This is a genomic window from Planktothrix prolifica NIVA-CYA 540, from assembly GCF_963864145.1.
GTDB lineage: Bacteria > Cyanobacteriota > Cyanobacteriia > Cyanobacteriales > Microcoleaceae > Planktothrix > Planktothrix agardhii.
The window spans coordinates 1,199,534-1,221,584 of the sequence record NZ_CAWLTW010000001.1 but is presented as its reverse complement, the minus strand read 5'-3'; the positions used below and the strand labels follow the sequence as shown (position 1 = coordinate 1,221,584).

Annotated in this window: 19 protein-coding genes; 3 read left to right on the top strand and 16 right to left on the bottom strand. The window is 41.6% G+C overall.

All coding sequences use genetic code 11. The features are described 5' to 3' along the window. Window positions 1–133: 133 nt before the first annotated feature. The 3 genes from xdhA to AC559H_RS05605 all read right to left on the bottom strand — a co-directional run bounded on the left by xdhA (window position 134) and on the right by AC559H_RS05605 (window position 3,528). Window positions 134–1,534, bottom strand: a complete 1,401-nt coding sequence (xdhA, locus tag AC559H_RS05615; protein ID WP_026793971.1) for a xanthine dehydrogenase small subunit — start codon at window positions 1,532–1,534, stop codon at window positions 134–136. Between the two features lie 116 nt (window positions 1,535–1,650). Next, window positions 1,651–2,751: a tetratricopeptide repeat protein gene (locus AC559H_RS05610; protein ID WP_026793970.1), complete on the bottom strand. Its 1,101-nt coding sequence runs from the start codon at window positions 2,749–2,751 to the stop codon at window positions 1,651–1,653. Window positions 2,752–3,009: 258 nt separating this feature from the next. Next, a complete protein-coding gene (locus AC559H_RS05605) occupies window positions 3,010–3,528 on the bottom strand; it encodes a hypothetical protein (protein WP_026793969.1) in 519 nt (172 codons plus the stop codon). 282 nt (window positions 3,529–3,810) lie between these two features. Here AC559H_RS05605 and era point away from each other — a divergent pair, with 282 nt between their 5' ends. Continuing rightward, on the top strand, window positions 3,811–4,740 hold the full coding sequence (era, locus tag AC559H_RS05600) for a GTPase Era (protein ID WP_026793968.1): 930 nt from the start codon (window positions 3,811–3,813) through the stop codon (window positions 4,738–4,740). A 103-nt stretch (window positions 4,741–4,843) separates the two neighbouring features. On the opposite strand, the gene AC559H_RS05595 is transcribed toward era, so the two are convergent. Both AC559H_RS05595 and AC559H_RS05590 read right to left on the bottom strand, forming a co-directional pair. Further along, a complete protein-coding gene (locus AC559H_RS05595; protein WP_026793967.1) occupies window positions 4,844–5,896 on the bottom strand; it encodes a Fe(3+) ABC transporter substrate-binding protein in 1,053 nt (350 codons plus the stop codon). 461 nt (window positions 5,897–6,357) lie between these two features. Continuing rightward, window positions 6,358–6,837 carry a pentapeptide repeat-containing protein gene (locus tag AC559H_RS05590; RefSeq protein ID WP_148292199.1) on the bottom strand — a complete coding sequence of 160 codons (480 nt, stop codon included), beginning with the start codon at window positions 6,835–6,837 and terminating at the stop codon, window positions 6,358–6,360. Between the two features lie 109 nt (window positions 6,838–6,946). On the opposite strand from AC559H_RS05590, the gene AC559H_RS05585 reads away from it, so the two are divergent. Further along, window positions 6,947–7,414 carry a YraN family protein gene (locus AC559H_RS05585; RefSeq protein ID WP_026793966.1) on the top strand — a complete coding sequence of 156 codons (468 nt, stop codon included), beginning with the start codon at window positions 6,947–6,949 and terminating at the stop codon, window positions 7,412–7,414. A 9-nt stretch (window positions 7,415–7,423) separates the two neighbouring features. Here the strand turns inward: AC559H_RS05585 and AC559H_RS05580 are convergent, their stop codons facing one another. Continuing rightward, a complete protein-coding gene (locus tag AC559H_RS05580) occupies window positions 7,424–7,813 on the bottom strand; it encodes a hypothetical protein (RefSeq protein ID WP_026786750.1) in 390 nt (129 codons plus the stop codon). A gap of 389 nt (window positions 7,814–8,202) precedes the next feature. On the opposite strand from AC559H_RS05580, the gene queA reads away from it, so the two are divergent. Continuing rightward, on the top strand, window positions 8,203–9,339 hold the full coding sequence (gene queA / locus AC559H_RS05575) for a tRNA preQ1(34) S-adenosylmethionine ribosyltransferase-isomerase QueA (protein ID WP_026786751.1): 1,137 nt from the start codon (window positions 8,203–8,205) through the stop codon (window positions 9,337–9,339). Between the two features lie 142 nt (window positions 9,340–9,481). Here the strand turns inward: queA and AC559H_RS05570 are convergent, their stop codons facing one another. The 10 genes from AC559H_RS05570 to AC559H_RS05525 form a co-directional block, all read right to left on the bottom strand. Continuing rightward, the gene (locus AC559H_RS05570) at window positions 9,482–10,078 is read right to left on the bottom strand and encodes a CHAP domain-containing protein (protein ID WP_026798460.1); all 597 of its coding nucleotides are present in this window, start codon (window positions 10,076–10,078) and stop codon (window positions 9,482–9,484) included. A gap of 248 nt (window positions 10,079–10,326) precedes the next feature. Next, entirely contained in the window at window positions 10,327–11,415 is a 1,089-nt protein-coding gene (gene hppD / locus AC559H_RS05565) for a 4-hydroxyphenylpyruvate dioxygenase (protein ID WP_026798459.1), read from the bottom strand. Window positions 11,416–11,450: 35 nt separating this feature from the next. Continuing rightward, window positions 11,451–12,158, bottom strand: a complete 708-nt coding sequence (locus AC559H_RS05560; protein ID WP_026786754.1) for an SDR family oxidoreductase — start codon at window positions 12,156–12,158, stop codon at window positions 11,451–11,453. A gap of 162 nt (window positions 12,159–12,320) precedes the next feature. Further along, window positions 12,321–13,715: an NYN domain-containing protein gene (locus tag AC559H_RS05555; RefSeq protein WP_043937051.1), complete on the bottom strand. Its 1,395-nt coding sequence runs from the start codon at window positions 13,713–13,715 to the stop codon at window positions 12,321–12,323. A 208-nt stretch (window positions 13,716–13,923) separates the two neighbouring features. Beyond that, window positions 13,924–17,559: a chromosome segregation protein SMC gene (gene smc / locus AC559H_RS05550; RefSeq protein ID WP_026786756.1), complete on the bottom strand. Its 3,636-nt coding sequence runs from the start codon at window positions 17,557–17,559 to the stop codon at window positions 13,924–13,926. 321 nt (window positions 17,560–17,880) lie between these two features. Continuing rightward, entirely contained in the window at window positions 17,881–18,483 is a 603-nt protein-coding gene (locus tag AC559H_RS05545) for a HEAT repeat domain-containing protein (RefSeq protein ID WP_026786757.1), read from the bottom strand. Window positions 18,484–18,502: 19 nt separating this feature from the next. Beyond that, window positions 18,503–19,783: a C-phycoerythrin alpha-cysteine-82 phycoerythrobilin lyase CpeY gene (gene cpeY, locus AC559H_RS05540; protein WP_026786758.1), complete on the bottom strand. Its 1,281-nt coding sequence runs from the start codon at window positions 19,781–19,783 to the stop codon at window positions 18,503–18,505. Window positions 19,784–19,927: 144 nt separating this feature from the next. Then, entirely contained in the window at window positions 19,928–20,422 is a 495-nt protein-coding gene (gene cpeA / locus AC559H_RS05535) for a C-phycoerythrin subunit alpha (RefSeq protein ID WP_026786759.1), read from the bottom strand. Window positions 20,423–20,502: 80 nt separating this feature from the next. Further along, window positions 20,503–21,057 carry a phycoerythrin subunit beta gene (cpeB, locus tag AC559H_RS05530; RefSeq protein ID WP_026786760.1) on the bottom strand — a complete coding sequence of 185 codons (555 nt, stop codon included), beginning with the start codon at window positions 21,055–21,057 and terminating at the stop codon, window positions 20,503–20,505. A gap of 146 nt (window positions 21,058–21,203) precedes the next feature. After that, window positions 21,204–22,001 carry a pentapeptide repeat-containing protein gene (locus AC559H_RS05525; protein ID WP_026786761.1) on the bottom strand — a complete coding sequence of 266 codons (798 nt, stop codon included), beginning with the start codon at window positions 21,999–22,001 and terminating at the stop codon, window positions 21,204–21,206. Window positions 22,002–22,051: the final 50 nt, after the last annotated feature.

The window sequence follows — 22,051 nt, the reverse complement described above, 5'->3', positions numbered from 1 at the left end:
AACAACTAACAAGGACTGGGTGCTAAAGCCCAACAACTAACAAGGACTGGGGGCTAAAGCCCAACAACTAACAAGGACTGGGGGCTAAAGCCCAACAACTAACAAGGACTGGGGGCTAAAGCCCAACAACGTTTTATCGGGGAGAAAAATCTAGGAAAAATTTTTCAAACAAATTAGCAACTAATCGTTTTCTATAACTAGCACTTCCTCGCAAATCCGTCAAGGGATTAAAAACATTTTTTAACATAATTTTAGCCTGTTGAATAGTTGCTAAATTCCAGGGTTTTCCGATTAACATTTCTTCAATCTCAATCGCTCTCAGGGGAATTGCTGCGACTCCACCATAGGCGAGTCTAGCATAAATAATTGTATTATTTGTATCCAAATCAATTGTAAATGCTGCGGAAACAATACTAATATCATCTGTCCCCCGTTTTCCGACTTTATAGGATTGACTAAAACGCCTCACTGCATTTTTAGTAATGGTTTTAGGAATAATAATTGAAACAATAACTTCTTGGGATTTTAATTGGGTTTGACGATAACCTTGAAAAAATTCATTAATATAAATTATTCGTTCTCCGGTTAAACTTGCTAACCGCAGTTGAGCATCTAAAGAGAGTAAAACCGGGGCTAAATCTCCAATGGGAGACGCTGTGGCAATATTGCCTCCAATAGTAGCACGGTTACGAATTTGTTTACCCGCAAACCAAACTAACATTTCATCTAAACTGGGGAATATTCCCCTTAATTGTGCTTGAATATAACTCAAGGGAATAGCGGCACCAATTTCTACTGTATCTGAATTGTGGTGCATTTGTTGGAGTTCTGTAACGGATTCTAAAGAAATTAGGGTAGGAAATTCTTGGCGATGATGACTAATTTCTAAACCTAAATCCGTTCCACCTGCAATTAATTGAGCTTGGGGATATTGTTGTAAAAGATCTAAAACTTCTGAAAGTTGAATCGGACGGAAAAACTGTTGACAAGGAGTAATATATTCGATATAATTAAGTTGTGAATTAATTTGTTGTAAACGGTGACTAAATTGATCACAGGGATGGGAGTTATTAACAGCTTCGGCGACTTTAATAATCGGTAAATAACCCGTACATCGACATAAATTACCCTCTAAAGATTCATCATCCACTTGACCATTATAGTAGGCAGCAAATAAACTCATAATAAAGCCCGGGGTACAATAGCCACATTGAGAACCCCCCAAACTAACCATCGCTTCCTGTACCGGATGCAGACCATTTTTCCCAACACCTTCAACGGTAATAATTTCCCGCCCCGCCATCATTGCTAGGGGAATTAAACAACTATTCATCGCCAGATATTGGGGTTGTCCGTTCGCCCCCTGACCCACAACAGCAACCGTACAAGCACCACAGTCCCCATCCCCGCAACCTTCCTTTGTCCCTACCCTTCCACTACTTCGCAAATATTCTAATAAAGTCAGGGTGAGAGAAAGGTCTTGGATATCGACTTTTTGACTATTAATTATTAGACTAAAGGTGTTATTTTGCATAAGGTATAGTCGTTTGTTGTTGCGCTTCAGCGCTCTTTGTTGTTGCGCTTCAGCGCTCTTTGTTGTTGCGCTTCAGCGCTCTTTGTAGGGACACTCATCCCAACAATTTACTTAAATTATTTCAAAAATACCAAACCACTATATAAATGAAAAGCATTATCCCAAAGACTTTCTGATTTTCGAGATAAATCAATATGGGGTTTAATCCGACCGAGAAATTGAGTATAATCTAATGTTGTTTCGGCAAAAGGTGTAAACTCAGACCATAGTTGAGCATGAGTTAACAATAAATTTAACTGTTCTTTTAACAGATTCCAATTAATTCTATTTGTATTTTGAGAAACTGGGAGAGTTTCTTGAGAAAATTGACTAAAATCAACTCCTTGTTGAAAATCATAATTTTGATCACAAATTCTTAAAATACAACCCCGTTTAGGCAAATGTAAATCATAGATTTGAACATAATCTTGAGTGGTTTCTTTATGACGAAATCGTTCAGATTTAGGACGACGGGGATCATAATCTAAGGATTCCACAAATATAGGTAATAATCCCTCAACCCGTTGGGTAACTTCCTGCCAATTAAACGTCATAGACCCTAATTGATCCTGTTCATTTTGACAGATAATAGTCGGTTGAGGGGATAAAGATTGAATTGATTGTATCCGAAAAACCTGGAGTTTTTGAATCTCCGTTAAAGATACCCAAAATACTGGTATTCCGGCTTCTAACATTTCCTGACCATAAACCTTTAATTCCCCCATTTCCCCAGTTTTATACAGACGCCAACCCCGACTTTGTAGCTGCATTCGGGCGGTATAGGGATCGGTTTTTAACATTCGGGCTAAGGTTTGGGCGGCGGCTGGTTTTTTTTCTGGGGCTAAAGGTTCTAAAATTAAAACACCTAATTCTTGATTAATGGGGTCAGTTTTAGCTTGAATAATTGCTTCTTGACGTCGATTTTGTTCAATGGTTTCAATTCTTTGTAAACCCTGACGCGCCTGGGAGACAATTTTAGGGTTTGTCGCATCTTTGAGTAATTTACGATAAACCTTTTCGGCGGTTTCTAATTTATCAGTCCCTTCATACCAACGCCCAGCATATAACTGTACCCAAAAATTCTCAGGTTCTTGTTTTTGCAGTTGCTTTAACAGTTTGGCAGCTTGGCGGTAGTCCTCACGGTCTAGGGCTGCCGCGACTTCTTCGAGTTCTTTCATGGTTTTATAGAAGGGAACAGGCCCCCCCAAACCCCGCGTGCATGGGGGGCTTGGGGGGAGGGAACAGGCAATAGGCAATAGGCAATAGGGGGAAAGACTTGACTATCAGGTTTGTGGCATCTGTCTGTGTCAAATACCTTAATGCACGCGACTGCTATAACCCTTTGCCTTAATATTATTGTGCCATTTCTTTTCTAATAAAATCACCTCCCCGTAATCAACAGGAAGGTGAAAAAAAATAAGGATAATTAAATCAACTTATTTAGGGCAAACGGAAATATTATTAGCGTTCAGAACAACTGTTCCGGCGCTTTGCTGTTGGATTAAAATGGGGTTGCCTGTATCAGTTTTGATGATTAAAGGACTTAAAGCCAGACATCCTTGAACCAATTCGCCCCATTCTTCCACTTTGCGACTATATTCAGCCCGAACCCGGGGAACATCATCTAAGGTAATACCATTGGGGATCGGAGGTAAGTTAGGGATGAACACCGTATCGGTAATTACTGCATCACTGGTGATGCTGCTATCAGCCCCTAATTCATAGATAATCGGGAATTTGAAGGCCGAAGGTAGGGTTCTATCCGGGTAGCCCAGGTCGGGTAAGCTGTAATAAATCGGGGGCTCAACTCGTCCAAGATCAGGATCTTTGGGTTGATATTTATAATCAAAGTCAGAGGGAACTACAGGTGTCCCAATAGGATTTTGAGCGACAGCAGGTAACTGTGAAGCTACTGCGATCAGGGCGCATAGGCCACCAATCAGTTTAGAATTCATCGTTTTCATCTCCTCAATCTCACCAACGTAAAAATTAACGAACTCTGGACGTACAGTTGATTCTAGTTTGATCAACATTACTCCATTTGGCTTTACAGAACTATAGCCTATCTTAACCCAGATTCAGAAAGGGTTTCTGCGATCGCCTTGAGTTCGAGTAGGTTTCTATCTTAGATTTTGATAGAGCTACCTGGCAACTCTATCAAATTTTAGTCTGTATATCAAGGGAAAGGGGCTTAGGTTAGAATAACAGGGGACTATCAAAACTGGAACAGAAATTGAATGGATGGGTCTGAAGGCGTAACAATTCCCTTACCGCCAGAGGGATATAAGTCTGGGTTTGTCGGAATTATTGGCCGCCCGAATGTGGGGAAATCAACATTAATGAATCAGATGGTGGGTCAAAAAATCGCCATTACTTCCCCCGTAGCTCAAACGACGCGCAACCGTCTGCGGGGGATTCTGACCACGGCTGAGGCTCAAATTATTTTTGTCGATACCCCCGGAATTCATAAACCCCATCATCAATTGGGTAAGGTTTTGGTACAAAATGCGAAGTCGGCGATTTCGTCCGTTGATGTTCTGTTGTTGGTGGTAGATGGGTCTGTGGAGGCTGGAGGGGGCGATCGCTATATTATTGAGTTACTCGAACAAGTCAAAATTCCGGTAATTCTGGGGATGAATAAGCTGGATCAACAACCGGAGGATACGGTAATTATTGACCGGAGTTATGGCCAACTCTCCCAACCTTATGAATGGCCTGTAGTTAAGTTCTCAGCATTAACCGGGGATGGTGTCAATGAATTGCAACAATTATTAATAGATCGTTTAGATCCTGGCCCCTACTATTATCCCCCGGATTTGGTGACGGATCAGCCAGAACGCTTCATCATGGGGGAACTAATTCGAGAACAGATTTTACTCAATACCCGCGAAGAAGTTCCCCATTCCGTGGCGATTTCCGTTGACCGGGTAGAAGAAGACCCGAAAATTACTCGGATTTTAGCGACTATTCATGTTGAGCGCCCTTCCCAAAAGGGGATTTTAATTGGCCATCAGGGAAGTATGTTGAAAACTATTGGCAGTGATGCGCGACAACAGATTCAAAAGTTGATTGATGGTAAGGTCTATTTGGAGTTGTTTGTCAAGGTACAACCGAAATGGCGTCAGTCCCGAACTCAGTTGGCGGATTTGGGTTATCAGGTTGAATAGGAGTTTCTAGGGAATGGGTCAACTTGATTCGCACAGATTAACAAATTTGTTGTTAAGCTTTAGCCCCTAGAAAGAGCGCTAAAGCGCAACAACGTATCAAAGTTTATTTCCAACCTGCACGATCCATAATTTGAATTGCCTGGGAATTGAATTTTCCGTAGGCTGCAACATTGATCGGATTACTCTTAAATGTGCCAAAACTTGAGAGAACAGGAGATACAGCAACACCCGCAACTACAGGATATTCAAAAGCACTTTGAGCAAAAATCTTTTGAGCTTCAGGACTTGCTAAATGCTCTAAAAATTGAATTGCTCCCGCCTTATTGGGGGCAGTTTTAATTACCCCAGCCCCGCTAATATTGGTGTGAGTTCCCTGGGCTCTTTGGTTAGGAAAAAATAAACCAACTTTACTGGCGATCGCCTTATCTTCGGGTTTGGGAGAGGCGACTAAACGCCCTAAATAATAGGTATTAGCTAGGGTTAACTGTCCCACACCCGCAGCCACCGCTTTAATTTGAGAAACATCATTTCCTTCCGGGGGTCTAGCAAAATTAGCCACAAATCCTTTCACCCAAGTTTCTGTAGTAGCCGTTCCACTTTCTCCAATCATCGAAGCCACTAAGGATTGATTATAGATATTATTAGAAGAACGAGCTACTATTTTTCCTTTCCATTTAGGATTGGCTAAATCTTCATAAGTAGAAAGTTGAGCCGGATTCACCTTATTTTTATTATAAACAATCACCCTCGCCCGTTTAGAAAACCCAAACCAATTACCATTTGGTTCCCTTAAATTCGCTGGAATTACTTGATTTAAAGTGGCAGAAGAAATAGGTTGAAAAATTCCCTGTTGTTGCGCTCTCCAAAGGTTTCCCGCATCAACGGTAATTAGAATATCTGCCGGACTATTAGCGCCTTCGCTCTTAATCCGTTCTACCATTTCCTCCGCTTTTCCTTCCACCAGATTGACTTTAATTCCAGTTTTTTTAGTGAAACTTTCATAGATCTGATTATCAGTATCGTAATGGCGGGCGGAGTAAATATTTAACACTTGGGGGTTAGCTTGCGATCGCTCCATCGGGCCAAGTCCAACCGCGGCAACTACAGCCAAGGCCGTTCCCAGGGTGAAAAACCCACGTCTAGTGATTTTGTTCATCTGACTTTAATGCAATAGTTTATCAAGAAGACAGTATACAGTTAATGCTAGTAATTCTCAATAATTGTTTTTTGAGAACACTTGTGGTAATATGGCCGCTTTTTTACAGTCAATCAATTTGAGGAGAGTTCACCCGCTTTTGAGGGGCTTACGGGCTTAACTGCCTGGGTTAAGCTGAATCTGAGTTAAGGAATAAATGATTTAAGTGATTAATATTATTTTCTCAATAATCAAAAACTATTGAAAATAATAATCAAATAAGTACCTGAACAAAATTAATTACACATCCTCTACCCTGTTCCCTCCCCCCCTAGCCCCCCGTGCACGGGCGGTTTGGGGGGGCTGTTCCCTCTCTCAACTAGGTAATTTATTTTGTGCAACTACTTATAGGGATAAAAAATATTCACAAGTTTGTCCAACCTGTGAATATTGAGGGTTAAAATCCGGTGTTTCAGCCTGGCTTAATCACAATAGAGGGTATCCCGGGTGTTGCGTCCGGTGACGGGGTTAGTTCCGGTTGCGACTTTGCAGAGGGTTTTTAGGGAATCTTTGCGTAACATCACATCGGTGAAATCAGCCCCTTCGATAATTGCCCCTTCAAATTCGGCATTATAGGCATAGGCGCCTTCGAGAATCGCGTTGGTTAAGTTGGTGCGCCTAAAACGAGCCATGTCCAGAGTGGAATTTCTCAAATCCGCACCTTCCATGTTGACGTCTTGAAGTTTCGCCCCAAATAAACTAACCCCACGCAAATCCGTATGGCTAAAGTTGCTTCCCCGTAAATTGGCAAAACCAAATTCTGAGTCGGTTAGGACTTGGCCAGAAAAATCGGCATTTAATAAAGTCCGCTTTTCATAATTTTCAGCTAGGGCTGATGGGGTTTTTAATAGGGTTAAAACAATCCAAAAACTAATTACCAGTAACACTCCTAGAGTTTTCATGGGTGAGACTATTCTGAAATTTATCAGATTCATATTTTTGCCGAGATCAATCAATGTTTTAAGATAAAATTCGTACTTACCAATTATTGTATTTCTAATCCTAGATCCGATGTCTAAATCAAAAGTAATTGGTTCTTTAGGGGAAAAATTAGTTAGCCATTGGTTAGAAACACAAGGCTGGGAGATTTTGCATCATCAATGGCATTGTCGATATGGAGAAATTGATTTAATTGCCGTTGAAACCGGAGAATCGGGAATTAAGACTTTAAGTTTTATTGAAGTGAAAACTCGTAGTCAACGGAATTGGGATCAGGGGGGACTTTTAGCTATTACTCCAAAGAAGCAAGCTAAAATTATTCAATCGGCTGAATTATTTTTAAGCGATCGCCCCCAATTCCTAGAATACCCCTGTCGGTTTGATGTGGCTTTAGTCAGTTGTGTTCCCTACCCCAATCGAAACCCGATACCAGAGGAAGTTTCCAGCTTTTCCCCCCCTATAAATATCGGTCAGTCTGTATTGATAAACGGCTACCAACTGATTCTACAAGACTATATTGAATCAGCATTTAGCGCATAATCGAGGAAATTAAGCTAAAGCTTCGGGACAGTATCCTAAACCCCTAACAAATTGAGTTCGGAAAGATTCAACATCCTCGCGGTTAGGAATACCATGGGAAACAACCGCCACTTGGTAACGACGCATGACACTCAGGGGAGATTGTCCGGTTTCCAAACCCCAAAGGGCCATTAAAATCCGCATATCGGGTTCATAAGGAATACCCAATTCCTGCATAAAAGCTCTAAAGTCTCCGTGTTCCTGTGGGGTAAGATATTGACACATTTTGACTTTAACAATCCAGCCATCAATTTGGTGAATCACCGTAATAAACTCAACTGGGAAAGAATGATTCGAGCATAAAAAGTCTATGACTCTCAGGGTAAGACTGGTGTTGGCAAGGTAGTAAAGGTATTCCATCGGTGATCTCCTGCATGATTGTTCCGCTTTGTTTGTTGCTCAACTCCAGTCTGGAACTCTGCAACAAAAAGCAATAGGAGCGGTATTTTTGCTTGTCCTGTAACCGCTAAGGTCTGAAGTTGAAACGGAGCCAAGAATGATGGGACTCTAATAAACGTCAGATCTGTAGGTAACATAACCTTATACCTATTATAGTGACAAGATTAAGGACAATAGGATAGGGGAAAAGCACCCGATTTTTTATGGGGGATTCTACCCAACTCCAAATTAGGGAATTACCTGGGATCAAAGTAAAACCGATTAAGATCATCATAGGGATCTGCAAATATTGAGTTACTCTATTATGGGATAATGTATAAAAAAATTGGGTTAAAAGATAATTAAGAAAAATGGATCAGTTAGATTATCGGTTAGAAAGCTATAACTATGAACTGCCAGAAGAAAGGATTGCTCAAAATCCAGTTGTACCGAGGGATCACTCCCGTTTGCTGGTTGTAGATTCTCCAGACTCCCATATTCATTGTCTATTTAAAGATTTACCCGAATTTCTCAGACCTGGAGATTTACTGATACTTAATAATACCCGTGTACTTCCGGCTCGTCTGTATGGACACAAAAGTAGTGGGGCAGAGGTGGAGGTATTACTACTCGAAGAAAAACAGCATCATTGCTGGTTAGCTTTGGTTAAACCGGGTAAAAAATTTAAACCGGGTTCTGTAATTGAGTTTGAACTTAATCCTGCTTCAAAAAATAATTTTAATTGTGAAAGATTGCGGGCGACGGTATTAGAAACCGACGAAGAAACCGGGGGAAGGTTATTAAAGTTTGAAATCCCACCTGGGAAGTCTTTAATTCCGTTTTTAGAAGCCTTTGGCAATATTCCGTTTCCTCCATATTTGACGGAAACCGAAGCCTTACCGGAACAATATCAAACGATTTATGCAGAACGTTCCGGGGCCGTCGCCGCACCAACTGCGGGGTTACATTTCACTGAAGAATTATTTCAGCGTTTACAATTAAAAGGAATTGATCAGGCTTTTTTAACTTTGCACGTTGGAGTTGGAACTTTTCGACCTGTTGAAGTAGATAATATTATCAACCATCAAATGCACGGAGAATGGATTGAAGTTCCGGCGGAAACCTTTGAAAAAATCGCAAAAACCAAGGCATCCGGGGGGAGAGTGATTGCAGTGGGAACAACTTCTGCACGGGCATTAGAAGGGGCTGCGATCGCCCTTGCTAACGCCACAGAAACCCCCCAAGAATCAACGTTTACAGGCTATTGCGGGAAAACTGATATTTTTATCTATCCTGGGTATCAATGGCAGATTATTGATGGATTAATTACCAATTTTCACTTACCCAAATCCAGTTTATTGATGTTGGTTTCAGCCTTAATTGGACGAAAAAGGTTGTTAAATTTATATCAACAGGTCTTAGAAGAACCTGCTAATGAGTTTGGACAACAATATCGCTTTTATTCCTTTGGAGATGCGATGTTTATTGCGCCTGAAAGTGTTTTATAGCGGTTCCTGTGGCTAGGTTTACAAGGGTTAAGTCTAATTTAACCACAAAGATACAAAGACACAAAGAAGTTGTTAGATGAAATCTCATTATAGATGCTACAGATGATCCCCCCTAACCCCATTGGAAAGGGGGGAATTAAAATCAGGACTTATTTTTTTTCCCAATTAATTGATCAACTAAATTTTTATGGTAATTGGGTGGAACTTTAATCACTTCACGTTGGGGCGGTGCGGGGGCGGGGGTCGCGGGACGGGAGGCTTGGGCCTGAATCGGGACAGAATTAGTATAGGGGGGACGTCCGAAGCCTAAAATGATTCCCTGAGTTCGGGTTCGGCGCATAACTTCACCGCCATTGGCATCATTACCCACTCCGGTATTTCCTTCAATACTAATAATACTGCCATCGGATTTAACCGATTCTACGATCCCAACATGATCGGCAATTCCATCCCCCCGCCAACAGAAAAAGACCACATCCCCGGCTTTTGGATCTTGAAACCATTGACCCCGTTGTCTAAACCAGGACACTCCATCGGGACAGTAGGCGAACCCTTTGGGGCTTCTAATGGGCAGGGGTAAACTGACTTTATCGAAACAATAGGAGATAAAAATTGCACACCAAGGAACGTAATTCATTCCGTACCATTCACCGTACTTGTTACCATTACTACCTGGGGGATATTCGGTATATCCAACTTCACCCGCAGCAATATTAATTAAATTACCTACAGTTGTCATAATAATTCTCCAAAATTTCAAATTGATTCGGGATAGTGGAGGCTAATCAGTGCATGACCTGTTGATTTGGGGATGGGATTTTCCTCCTTGACTACCACTATTTTACTATTTTTATTTCTAACATAGGGAGTCAAGGTTTTTATCCGGTGAAATTATCCTTAATGTTCTTTAAAGAAAGATAACACCGGAATTACCAGTCCATTTTTATTTTCAAGGGGATTTCTGGGTGATCAGAATTAATTATAAAATTAGGAATTATTTTGATTGGTGCGTTTGATTTGTTCCCGCTCTATGGCTTCAAATAAGGCTCTAAAATTACCTTCTCCAAACCCTTTAGCCTGTCTAATTTTACCTTCGATAGTACAAAACTTTCGTTCAATAAATTCCAAGAAAAATGTCGGTTTTTCAAAAATAGGTTGGCTAAAAATTTGTAATAGCATTGCTTCCGAGTTTAATGCTTCCCAATCTGCTAGGATTTGGTGGGCTTTTAATTCTTCCCAATTAACAAATAAGGGTTGATCAATCCACCGTTTTTGTAATTGCAGATAATATTCATCTGGAACTGTTAAAAAAGATAATCCTCTTTGTTTTAAACAATTAACTGTTTGGACTAAATTAGAGGTTCTTAGGGCAATATGTTGAATCCCCGAACCTCGATTGATGTCCAAAAATTCTTGAATCTGAGAATTTTTAGATGCGGGTTCATTGATGGGAAACTGCACTTTACCTTGGGAATGAACCATAACTTGACTTTGTAATCCAGAGCGTTCTGTTTGAATATCAAAACTTTGTTTGGGTTGAAATCCCAAATGATTTTGATACCAAGAAATTGCTGTTTTTAAATTACCTGATTGTACATTTAAAACAACATGATCGATGGTAAGTATATCGGGGTAAGAGATAGGAATAATATCGAGAAAACCAGGAATAGCTTTACCGGGTATTGTTCCTATTTGTTCAACTAAGGTATGACGTAAACTCTGCCATCCTTCTATAGTTAACCATTTTAATTGTCCTCCTAAATAGTCCTGAGATTTCAAGGGAGAAATCACCCTAACTCCTTGTTTAACAAGCTGTTCAAGTCTCAATTCTAAATCTTTAACTTGAAAGGCAATGTCTGCAACTCCCGACGGATGTAATTGCAAAAATTCGGTGATAGGACTCTCAATAGTTAAAGGCGAAGATAATAGGAAATAGACTGAACCCTGATAAACAATTTCTGTTTGGGTATGACCAAGGTTGCGACTGCCAATTCCTTGAAATCCTAGATTGTGAATAAACCAGTCCCGTGTTCGTTTGGCATCTTGAACATAGAAATGGATATGATCAAACTCCATAATTCTCCGTTCAATAAGCAACAATATAATTAAGTTTAAAAGAATAAATGGCTTTCCGGTTGAATATTAATTTCTATCGGCACCGCTTGAGGTTCGGCGGCTAAGGCAAACATAATAGAATTAGCAGCAGTTTCCGCACTCAACATTTTTGAACGGTCAACTTTTAAACTAACATTATCCCAAAAAGAGGTATCGACACCACCAAAATAAAATAGGGTGACTTTAATTCCATAGCGTCTAACTTCATCCGCAAAACATTTACTAAAACCCACTAAACCAAATTTAGAAGCACAATAGGCACTAGACATCGCCATCGAATGTTTCCCTAAAATTCCGATAACATTACAGATATGTCCTGATTTTTGTTGCTTCATAATATTAGCAGCAGCTTGACAGGTATAGACCGATCCTTTTAAATTTAGATCCAACATAGCATCTAAATCAGTCGGTTCTATTTTATTCCACTGTTTTAAAATTCCCGCCCCCGCCGCATTTACTAAAATATCAATTTGACCGAAATAATCGGTGGTTTTTTGGAATAAACTCTCGACTTGTTGGGGGTCGGTGATATCTGTTGGGACAATTAACAGTTCCGTTGGGGCTAACTCCGTCGCCAAGGCTTGCAATTGACTGCTATTTCTGGCGACTAAGACCAGTTTTGTTCCCATTTGGGCCAATTTTCTGGCTACGGCCGACCCAATTCCTCCGGTGGCGCCCACAATCACAGCAACTTTATTGTTCATTTTACTTTACATTTCTTAACAATCATCTTTCTTAGTATAACAAATTATCGTTCCCCCGTAGAGACGAGCCACGGCGCGTCTATCTACTCTCTCTACGGGAGCAACAAATTTTAAGCCTTTGTAAAAGTTCGAGTCTTTGCACAGACGTGCCGTGGCACGTCTCTACGGGGAATTTAACTTAACTCTCCAATCTTTATCCGTTTTTTCTAAATTAAAGGCGGGGCTGACATTTAATAGCTTTTGAAAATTACCCCCTAATTTTAATTTTTTAATAATTTTAGTAATAGAAATTCCATACTTTTGATGAAATTGGGTTCCCAGAATAGACATAGAAACATTATCCTCCGATGAATTTAAAGTTAGTTCTTTGATGATTTTAACTAAGGCGGTTTCTAAATCTTCTAAAGATTCAATCAGAATTTTTTGAGATAATTCCGTATTTAATAAAGCCCCAGGTTCGGTAACAGAAGATTGAATCTCAAATAGAGTAACATAGCTAGGAGATTTTTCCGCAGGTTTATGGACGACAAAAATATGGGGATTTTTGATAAATATATCTCTAGCTTGATAATCTGAAAAATGGGCAGAAACTACTTGACTAATGGTTAAATTGTAGGCATCTTTATATAAACTATCAACTCGATTGAGTTTAATCCATTGACTGTGAGAGCGTTTCTGTTCTAGTTTGATAATCTCTTGTAATTGGATAATAAATTGATCTAAAGTAGGAATTTGAGGAGCGGTTTTTAAAGAATAGGTATTCACCTGACTGGTGCGGGTATTCAGCACGGTAAGATTAGTTTTATTTTTAGTAACTTGATAAACGGTTAAACCATGGGTTTGCAGGGCATTGCATAAATGGGTTAAGCCCCGGTCAGAGGAACAAACTAAAACCTCTTTTGCCGTAGGATAATGCACAAAAATAGATGACCCCACCGTTGACATTTTTAAATCTGCACTATCTTTTCCTGGGGGAACATGAATAAGTTGATAACTGCGTTGATGATATTCTAAATCCTTTTTTCCCATGCTGCGCCAGTTAGCAAAAGCAACTTTAATTTGCACGGGATATAAGCAAATAGTCTCTAAAAATTTCTCTGTTTCTATGTCTAAAGTCAGATTTTCGACATCTAATAATAAAATACTAATTCCGCTTTCCTTGGGATTTCTGCCATTTAATAATAAGTGAGAAGAAGAATTATCAACTAAAGGATAATGAGCAAATAGGGCGGCAACATTGGGGTCTGTCAGTTGTTCGAGTTTGGCAATTAAAACTTTATATTCAGGAGAACGTAAGAATTCAACACTAAATAAACGGCCTAAATAAGCGTTGATTTTTATTAAAAGTGCCTCTCGATTTCGTACTTGACTTAACCCGTGATTAAGTTGACGAATCAGTGAGGATTGATGTTCAGATTGTTGCCAAGGAATATGGCGATAACGGGGATTAATCCAGTGCGGATGTTGGACGTTCACTAATGTTTGACAAACATAGTGACTAATAGCAGGAACAACCAGGGTTCCATTTTCTTGAATTGTGCTGGCTTGCTTAAACATAACCGATATAAAATGCTAACAATTCCGTATTGAATCCTAGTAGCATGACGATATTCTACACGAAAATGTCAACTTTATCTAAAAAAATTACTAAACAGGAAAATTGCAGTTTTTAGTGTTATCAGGTTTTTCACCGAAACACAAAGACACTAAGGCACTAAGAAAGAGAGCAGGATAATTAAGGCATATTAAAGATTTATCGAGGTTTTTAGAGTTTAATTCCGAGGACTTGGGTGTAAGCTCCTCTGGCTTGGGTGACGCCGATGGTGCGTTGGGACGCTTCCATCATGGGACGACGCAAACTAACCACAATAAATTGGGCTTGTTCGGTTTGACTTTTAATCATTCTAGCTAATCTTTCGACGTTGGAACCATCTAAAAACATATCGACTTCATCGAAGGCATAGAAGGGTGAGGGACGATATTTTTGTAGGGCGAAAATAAAGCTTAAAGCGGTTAAGGATTTTTCACCCCCGGACATAGATGTTAACCGTTGGACGGGTTTTCCTTTGGGGTGAGCAATTAAGTTTAAACCACTGGTAAAGGGATCTTCTTGGTTATCAATTTCTAAGTAACCATCGCCTTCGGAAAGTTGAGCAAAAATGATTTGAAAGTTCTCATTAACAGCATCAAAGGCTTCTTGAAAAGCGCGACGGCGGAGGGTGGTAAAGTTCTCAATTCTGAGTAATAATTCGGTTCTTTCTCCTTCTAAGGTTGTTAGTTTTTGGGTTAATTCTTCTAAGCGGGTTTGGGTACGTTCAAATTCTTCTAGGGCTAACATATTCACGGGTTCTAAGGCTTCCATTCGTTTTTGGAGCGATCGCAAATCCCTTTGCAGAGCAGCTAAATCTAAGTTATTAGGAATATTAGGTAGGGGTTCGGGTAGTTCGATTTTAATGGCGGCAATTTGTTCTAATTTGATGGTTAATTGTTCCCGTCTTCCCTGTTGGGTTTCTTGTAATTTTTCTATTTGCCAGTCTAATTGTTGTTTGGCTAAACGCAATTCTCCTAAATTGGTTTCTACCTGATCCCGTTGTCTTTTTTCTTCTCCTAATTTGGCTTCTACTTTGGAGACATTGCCACGAATTTGTTGAATATTTATCTGAATTTCTGTTAATTGATTCTTGACAGTTTCTAACTTTTGTGTTAAAAACTTTTGTTCCTGACGAGTGGCTTCTAATTTCTGGTTTCCGGCTTGATTTTTTTCTTGTAAACGGGTTTGTTGATTTTCAATTTCCGTTAACCGTTGTTGCACGGTTCTCATAGCATTCTCTTTCTGTTGGAGCTCGGTTTCTTGGGTTCTTAATACCCCTTGAAGTTGTTGCCATTCACTATGGCTATGGGTGTCTTCTAGTTGGGCTAATAGTTCGCGATCTTGTTGTAATTTTGTTTCTAAATTGGGAATTTCTGCCTCTAAATTCTTTAAGCGAATTTGGGCGGTATTGAATTCTTGGGTATTTTTTTCTAATTGCGATCGCAGTTGTTCTTGTTGATTATTTAAGGTTCTAATTTCTGACTCTAATAGGGAAACTTGTTGTTGATGATCTCGCAAAGTTTGTCTGGCTTCATTCATTTCTAGCGATCGCTCTTTCACCGTTTGACTCGCTTCTAAAATACTGCGGTTACAGCGTTCTAAAATTCGTTCAATTTCCTCTAATCTTTCCTTCAATGCGGCAATATTTCGGGCTTCTGCTGACCCTTGATCTGTGCCAAAATGCAAGCTAGACCGAGACGCTACACTTCCCCCGGTCATCGCTCCAGTGGTTTCTAATAATTCCCCTTCTAAGGTAACTATCCGATATTGTCCTAATACTTTTCGAGCATTAGAGAGATTATTGAAAACTAAAGTATTGCCAAAAACATAAGCAAAAATATCTTGATAACGGGGTTCATATTCAATTAAATTAACTGCTAAATCAATTAACCCCGACACATTTCTCATCGTGGCTAAATTGGGTAAATTAGAAGGATTTCCCTTAATTTTATTTAAGGGTAAAAATGTCGCCCGTCCTGCTTGTTGGCGCTTCAAAAATTCAATGGCAGCCGCCGCCACACTATCATTTTCTACGACAATATTACCCAACCTCGCCCCGGCTGAGGTTTCCAACGCTAACTGATATTGGGGTTCCACCTGTCCCAACTGACAAACTAACCCACAAATCCCTGAAATTCCCGACTGAGCTATGATTTTAGTGGCATAACTTCCTGTCGCTTCCTGTTGCGCCTGATGTTGGGCTTCGGACTTATCCAGTTTGCGCTGACGTTCCCGTTGTTCCTGTAATAGACGGGTTTGGGTTTCCTGTTGCACCTGTAACTCCGTTTCCACTTCCGTCACCTGTTGGGTTAAGGTTGTCACCCGTTGAGCAGTTGCATCCCTTTGAGTGGTAGCGGTTTGCAAAGTTATGGTTTTTTCCGATAATTCCTGACTCAAGGTAGTAATAGACTGTTGCTGTTCTGAAAGTTGGCGTTGTAGTTGTTCAACTCGCTCCCGCAGTCTGGCTTGTTCAGTTCGATGGGGGTCAAGGGTTTTTTGCAAGGCTTCAATTTGGCGGTGCAGTTCTGTTTGTTGCACCATCCAGCTTTCCGCCTGTTGTGCGACTTCTGAGGTGGCTTCGCGCCCCCGTTCCACCGTTGCTTGTAGGGTATCCCGTTCCCGTTTTCGTTGATCTAAATTCAGGGTTTCTTGGTCTTTTTCAATAGCCAGACCATCCAGGGTTTGATACTGTTGGCGCAGTTCCTGTTCGGTTTGGTGAATTTGGGTGATCGTTTGTTGGATAGCGGTTTCCAGTTCCGCAGACCGGGTTTGCAGTTGACTCTGTTGGGCTTCTTGGGTAGCTAAACTAGACTGGAGGGCAATTAGTTCTTCTTCACCCATGGCTTTAACTAGGGCGTTGAGTTGTTCTAGTTGAACAGATGTAGTTTGAATTTGTTGATCTTGGTGTTGACGCTGTTCGCCGAGTTCGGTTAAGGTGCGATCATCGGCTTCTATTTGTTCCCGCAGTCGTCCCTGTTGTTGTTGTAAAGTTTGATAATTGAGAACGGTTTCCCACTGGCTTTTTTGTTGAAATTCTTCTCGCAGTTGTTGATATTTTTCGGCTTTTGCCCGATCTTTGTCTAAGCGATCGCGTTGGGCAATTAATTCTTGTTCTACAATACGGCTACGTTCTTCTCGATCCTTGACCGCATCTAATTTTTCCTTGGCTAAGGTAATTTTCCGGTCAAAGGAAGCTACTCCCGCCAACTCATCAATAATTTCTCGACGTTCCCTGGGTTTCATCGTAATAATACCCGTGACGTCCCCTTGTAAAACCACGTTATAGCCTTCGGGATAAATTCGCAGTTTATTTAACTGTTCGTGGAGTTCGGTTTGGGTACAGGCTTCGCCATTAATATAATAAGTCGAGGTATAGGTTCCCTGTTTCGTTACCCGCAGTTTCCGGGCCACTGTCCATTCTAACGAGGGTTCAAAGTTCGGTATTTGTAGAGACGAGCCATGGCGCGTCTCCCCGTCGGTTTCCGCTTCCAAGTATGAACTATTATCAGTTTCTTCGCTATCACTCCCCAAGGGTTCGCCCTCGTAGTCGGAGAGGTCAAAGGTAACTTTTACAAGGGTTTCAACCGTTCCCTTCCGGCTTTGGGCGTTATTAACCAAGTCGGGTAAACGTTCCGCCCGCATTCCCTTAGAAGACGATAACCCCAGGGCAAATAATAACGCATCGAGAATATTAGATTTGCCGGAACCATTGGGGCCGGAAACAACTGTAAACCCGGGTAGTAATGGTACGGCTGTTGTACCACCAAAGGATTTAAAGTTAGTGAGTTCGACGCGCTTGATATGAACCATTGAGACGAATTTAGGACGAATGAGGTGAGTGGGGGAGACTCACACTGCATAGTTGTCTGAATAATCAACAATATTAACAGTTTAGCCTGGATCAAGCAAGGATAGGGTTTTTTAAACTACAGTAACACACCGAACAGGTGATGGTGTAACGTTAGCTCTTGTTTGTTTGAATAAGCAATTTTTTACTTGTTTAAAATAATATAAATAGGTGTCGGGTGTCGGGTGTCGGGTGTCGGGGAATGAAACCTGCTTTCTACCCGAAACCTGACACCGGCTTTCTACCTGACACCTGCTTCATCACATAGTTAACACCCCAAATAATTACTGGTTATTTAACACCAATTCCAAACGGGATAAAGCACTTGTAGCAGACTCGCGGAGATAAGTATCAGCAGTTTCATCACTCGCTAATTGGGTTAAAAATTCCGATACACGCGGATCAGCAATCCCACTGATAGCATTAATCATTGCTACCGCCATCCCTAAATTATCTGTTGTTTGTAACGCTTCTAATAAAACATCTAAAGCCGGTAATCCAATTTCTCCCAACGCCATCACAGAAGCAATATAAACCACGGGATTCGGATCATTAATGGCAATTTTTAGTCCTTCAATTCCCTCCACAGGAAAAGGCTGATCAGGATGATTATAGGCAACCTGGGCTAATGCTTTGGCACAACTGGAGCGAATCGTCGAGTCATCATTTTCAAGCAAAGTCTTGACCAGGGAAGGAACAGAATCCGAACCAATATAACCCAAGGCTTTCACCGCCGAGCGCCGATAGGTGACATCTTCTTCCCCTAAAATACTCATCAGTCGAGGAATTGTTTCCTGATTCCGGGTTTGGGCTATTTCTGCCATTGCTCTTTCTCTGAGATTGGGATTAGGATGCTTTAATTGTTCAAACACTGAATCTGTGGTCATTATTTTTATTGATTATGGGTTAGGCATAAACGGCGGAAAGTGAGGCTGCTTTGGCTCGAACTAACCCATCCGGATCATTCGCCACCAAGGTATAGCTTGTAGAATCCCCCAACTGTTCCAAGGCCATTAATGTAGCATATTTCAAATCCCAGATTCGGGTGTTTAAACTATTGATTAGCAGGGGAATCGCCCGTTGATCTCCCAGTTCAGCTAAAGCTAGGGCTGCTGCGGCTCTTGATTTCTGGAACTGAGGGGCAGGATTTTGTAATGCTTCCACTAAGAGATCATAACTAGGAGCATACCGCAACCAACCCAAGAGTTTAACAACGTGATAATGGGCTCCATAATCATTATGGGCTTCTTCTTTATAGGTTGCCATTAAAGCTTCTGGAGCTTCTTGGGAATAGGTTTCTAATAGGGTTTTACTGGCTAAATAGCAACGGCCAAAATCCGTTTGATACAGTTCTCGAATCAAAAACTCTAGGGTCGGTGGTTGATCATATTCATGGACTAAGTTTAGATCATGGGGATGATCTCGCAAGACTTGTTCTAAACTGGGTTGAATTTCCTTAAAGCTAATCTCTCCGCTTCTGTCTCCCAGTTCTCCTAATAAGCGAATTCCTCGCAGTCGAAATACTAAAGACACCGGACAGCGTGCAATTTCAGGAATTGCGACATAATAACGGGCATCAATTAGATCTTGAATACAACCCCGGCGAGCATTGACATTTTCATGCTGTAGAAAGGCAACAACTTGCTCCATTAAGCTGTAATCTTGACTCAGACGGCAAACCGCCGACAGCGCAGCACAGGCAATGGGGGGATCATCGGCATCAATGAATTGGCGAATCCGTTCTAAAGCGGGTTGATAGTTTAATTTAGCTAGAGTATGAATAATTGTCCGATACAGTTGTCCTGGTTTCTCTAATAATTGAGCCATGTCTTCGAGTATGTCTGGATCACTGACCTCAATTTCGCCCAGAGCCCAAACTGTATTCTCAACCATATAACAATCTGGATCGGCTAAACAGGTATGAAAGATTGATAACGCTTGGGTAGCTTGCAATCGTCCTAATGTCTCTACACACTTGCGGCGTACAATCTGATTATCCAGAGATGGATCAAGGGTTTGTACCGCCCGAATTAAAGCAAGTATGGTATTTTCTGTGGGGAAATTAACTAAATGGGAAGCGGCTACATAGCGAGAATCATCCTCTCCTATTTCCTCCTGGGGAGTATCTAAGAGGGCGATCGCCTGTTCTTCGGTTAAATTATAAAGATTAAAAAAACGTTTATCCATAATCGGTGTTCTAAAACCAACAAACCTGGGGACTCTTTGAGCAATACTCGGCTTTAGAGTGGCAAAGCATTGTACTAAGAATACCCAGGTTTATAGAATCTAAGGCAAAAATAATTTGACTTAAATTCAGTCCGTTACAATCTACTAAGACAAGGAGTTGATCACATAGTCGAGCAGAGCATTGTATTCAAGCAGAGCTTGAGCGGACATATCACGAGGAGCGCAACCCCGGTTCCGAGAGAATCTCAATGCTTCAACATAGGGAGCGGTGGGCAGACTTAAAGCGCGATAGACTTCACGTTGGCCAGCAATTCCCCACTCATCCAAGGGCCCCGTACCACCGACAACCAGGCAGTAGTTGACTAAGCGCAGGTAGTGTTTGATGTCACGGAGGCATTTTTCTTTGAACACGGCGGTAGAATTAGCTTCCCCGTCGTTGTTCAGGTAAGGATATTTTTTGATAGCGGCATCATAACCTTCCCGGGCAACTGCATCCAGATTGGAAGCGAGTTTTTCGGCGGCTTCTAAACGAGCAGCAGCACGTTGAAGACTACCTTGTACGGATTCTAAGTCAGAGGTGCTAGGAAAACGTCCGGCTGCATCCGCAGCACCGACCGCAGTGGTAACAACTGATTTCATGATGGGGATATCTCCTGAATGGATCTGATTACTTGTTGGTTTCAATTCAGCTAGTTCATCAATTAGAAGAACAATAGCTATTAGCTGAGGGCAGCAATCACGCGATCAAAGTAGCTGGCGGCTTCAGCAGACAGAGCCGAGCAGTCGCCTTGGGTTGTATCCATTTTGCGGAATTTGTTACCAGCCATCGCAGGAGTGTTGGTGCTATTGATGTGAGCAACGGAAACTGCTTTCATGATTCCAACAGCACGAGCCGTAGATTGGAGGGGAACACCCAAAGCGATGTAGGTTTCTTTCAGACCATTCAAGCAACGATCATCGAGAACGGAGGCATCACCAGCCAACAGAGCATAGGTCACATAGCGCAGGATGATTTCGCCATCACGCAGACAAGCAGCCATCCGACGGTTGGGGTAGCAATTACCGCCAGCTTGGATTAAACCTGTATTTTCGCAGATCATCCCAGCGATCGCATCGGAAACGCAGCAGCTTGCATTACTGGCAATAGCGTTGACTGCGTCAAGGCGCTTGTTCCCTTCAGCAATAAAATTTCTCAGGCTACCGAGGTCAGCACCACCAATTGGGGCTGTTTTGGTATCGGCAGTTACTACTGCTCTGGAAAAAGCGTCAAGCATTGAGTTCTCCTTAAATAAGTTAAAAGGAATTTTTTAATTCAGATGTCGTTAGTTGTTTGACTAACTTGTATACGAGAATACAGGCAGGCTATCCCCTTTGTCTTTTGTCTGAGAAACTAATTAACAATTTGTAAACTTTACTGAAATTAACCCTCAACTAACCCCAAACTTTCGGCGGTATTGTGGCGGGTAAACTGGTTCCAAGTCCCTAATTCCTCCGCCGGACGACTGCACAACATTGCTTTTGTCTCCTCGCTCAACCCTTGAACTAAAGTAAAATCAGCCCCAGCTATACTTTCAATTTGCTCTAGGTTAGCATCGGTTAAGTCCGCCCCCCGGAAATCTACCCCCTGAATTTCTGCCCCAACTAAACGGGCTTTGCGTAAATAAGCCCCGGTTAAGAACGCTCCCTGAAGGTTCGCCCCGCTTAATGCCGCATCTTCTAAGTTAGCCCCACTCAAATCGGCTCCACTCAAATAGGCTCCCCGCAGGTTAGCCCCCTGCAAATCGGCATTTCTCAGATTTGCCGTATTCAGATAGACTCCGTTTAAGTTGGCTTTTGGCCCCACAGCCCCGGAGTTGCGGTAGTTATATCCCTCTGGCCAGAGGGTATGAGCATCATAACGAGCCAGTTGCAGTTTCGTGCCTTCAAGTTGAGCCTGACTCAGACAGCATCCCTGTAAATTAGCCCGAAATAATAGACTATCTGCCAATATTGCTTGGGTGAGGTTCGCTCCTGTTAGGTTCGCTGCGCGTAAATCAGCCCCGGTGAGGTTCGCCCCGGTGAGGTTAGCATGACTCAAATCTGCTTGAATTAAGTTGGCTCCTGTGAAATCAACTCCTGATAAGTCGAGGGAATGCAGATCAAGGCTTTGTAAGTCGGCTTTGGCTAAACTTTTGCCTTGTTGGAGAAGTTGTACAATTTCATGGCGGGTTATGGTCATAGTTGTTGAAGAAAAATCATGCCCAATATTATCGGTGGGCGTGGTGACTT

Bases quoted from the DNA above. Each gene is read 5' to 3' on its own strand.
- AC559H_RS05580 (WP_026786750.1), bottom strand. From the start codon at position 7,813: ATGGAATACCTTTACTACCTTGCCAACACCAGTCTTACCCTGAGAGTC.
- AC559H_RS05560 (WP_026786754.1), bottom strand. From the start codon at position 12,158: ATGAACAATAAAGTTGCTGTGATTGTGGGCGCCACCGGAGGAATTGGG.
- AC559H_RS05570 (WP_026798460.1), bottom strand. From the start codon at position 10,078: ATGACAACTGTAGGTAATTTAATTAATATTGCTGCGGGTGAAGTTGGA.
- AC559H_RS05545 (WP_026786757.1), bottom strand. From the start codon at position 18,483: ATGACCACAGATTCAGTGTTTGAACAATTAAAGCATCCTAATCCCAAT.
- era (WP_026793968.1), top strand. From the start codon at position 3,811: ATGGATGGGTCTGAAGGCGTAACAATTCCCTTACCGCCAGAGGGATAT.
- AC559H_RS05595 (WP_026793967.1), bottom strand. From the start codon at position 5,896: ATGAACAAAATCACTAGACGTGGGTTTTTCACCCTGGGAACGGCCTTG.
- AC559H_RS05585 (WP_026793966.1), top strand. From the start codon at position 6,947: ATGTCTAAATCAAAAGTAATTGGTTCTTTAGGGGAAAAATTAGTTAGC.
- queA (WP_026786751.1), top strand. From the start codon at position 8,203: ATGGATCAGTTAGATTATCGGTTAGAAAGCTATAACTATGAACTGCCA.
- AC559H_RS05605 (WP_026793969.1), bottom strand. From the start codon at position 3,528: ATGAATTCTAAACTGATTGGTGGCCTATGCGCCCTGATCGCAGTAGCT.
- cpeY (WP_026786758.1), bottom strand. From the start codon at position 19,783: ATGGATAAACGTTTTTTTAATCTTTATAATTTAACCGAAGAACAGGCG.
- cpeA (WP_026786759.1), bottom strand. From the start codon at position 20,422: ATGAAATCAGTTGTTACCACTGCGGTCGGTGCTGCGGATGCAGCCGGA.
- AC559H_RS05555 (WP_043937051.1), bottom strand. From the start codon at position 13,715: ATGTTTAAGCAAGCCAGCACAATTCAAGAAAATGGAACCCTGGTTGTT.
- smc (WP_026786756.1), bottom strand. From the start codon at position 17,559: ATGGTTCATATCAAGCGCGTCGAACTCACTAACTTTAAATCCTTTGGT.
- xdhA (WP_026793971.1), bottom strand. From the start codon at position 1,534: ATGCAAAATAACACCTTTAGTCTAATAATTAATAGTCAAAAAGTCGAT.
- AC559H_RS05610 (WP_026793970.1), bottom strand. From the start codon at position 2,751: ATGAAAGAACTCGAAGAAGTCGCGGCAGCCCTAGACCGTGAGGACTAC.
- hppD (WP_026798459.1), bottom strand. From the start codon at position 11,415: ATGGAGTTTGATCATATCCATTTCTATGTTCAAGATGCCAAACGAACA.
- AC559H_RS05590 (WP_148292199.1), bottom strand. From the start codon at position 6,837: ATGAAAACTCTAGGAGTGTTACTGGTAATTAGTTTTTGGATTGTTTTA.
- AC559H_RS05525 (WP_026786761.1), bottom strand. From the start codon at position 22,001: ATGACCATAACCCGCCATGAAATTGTACAACTTCTCCAACAAGGCAAA.
- cpeB (WP_026786760.1), bottom strand. From the start codon at position 21,057: ATGCTTGACGCTTTTTCCAGAGCAGTAGTAACTGCCGATACCAAAACA.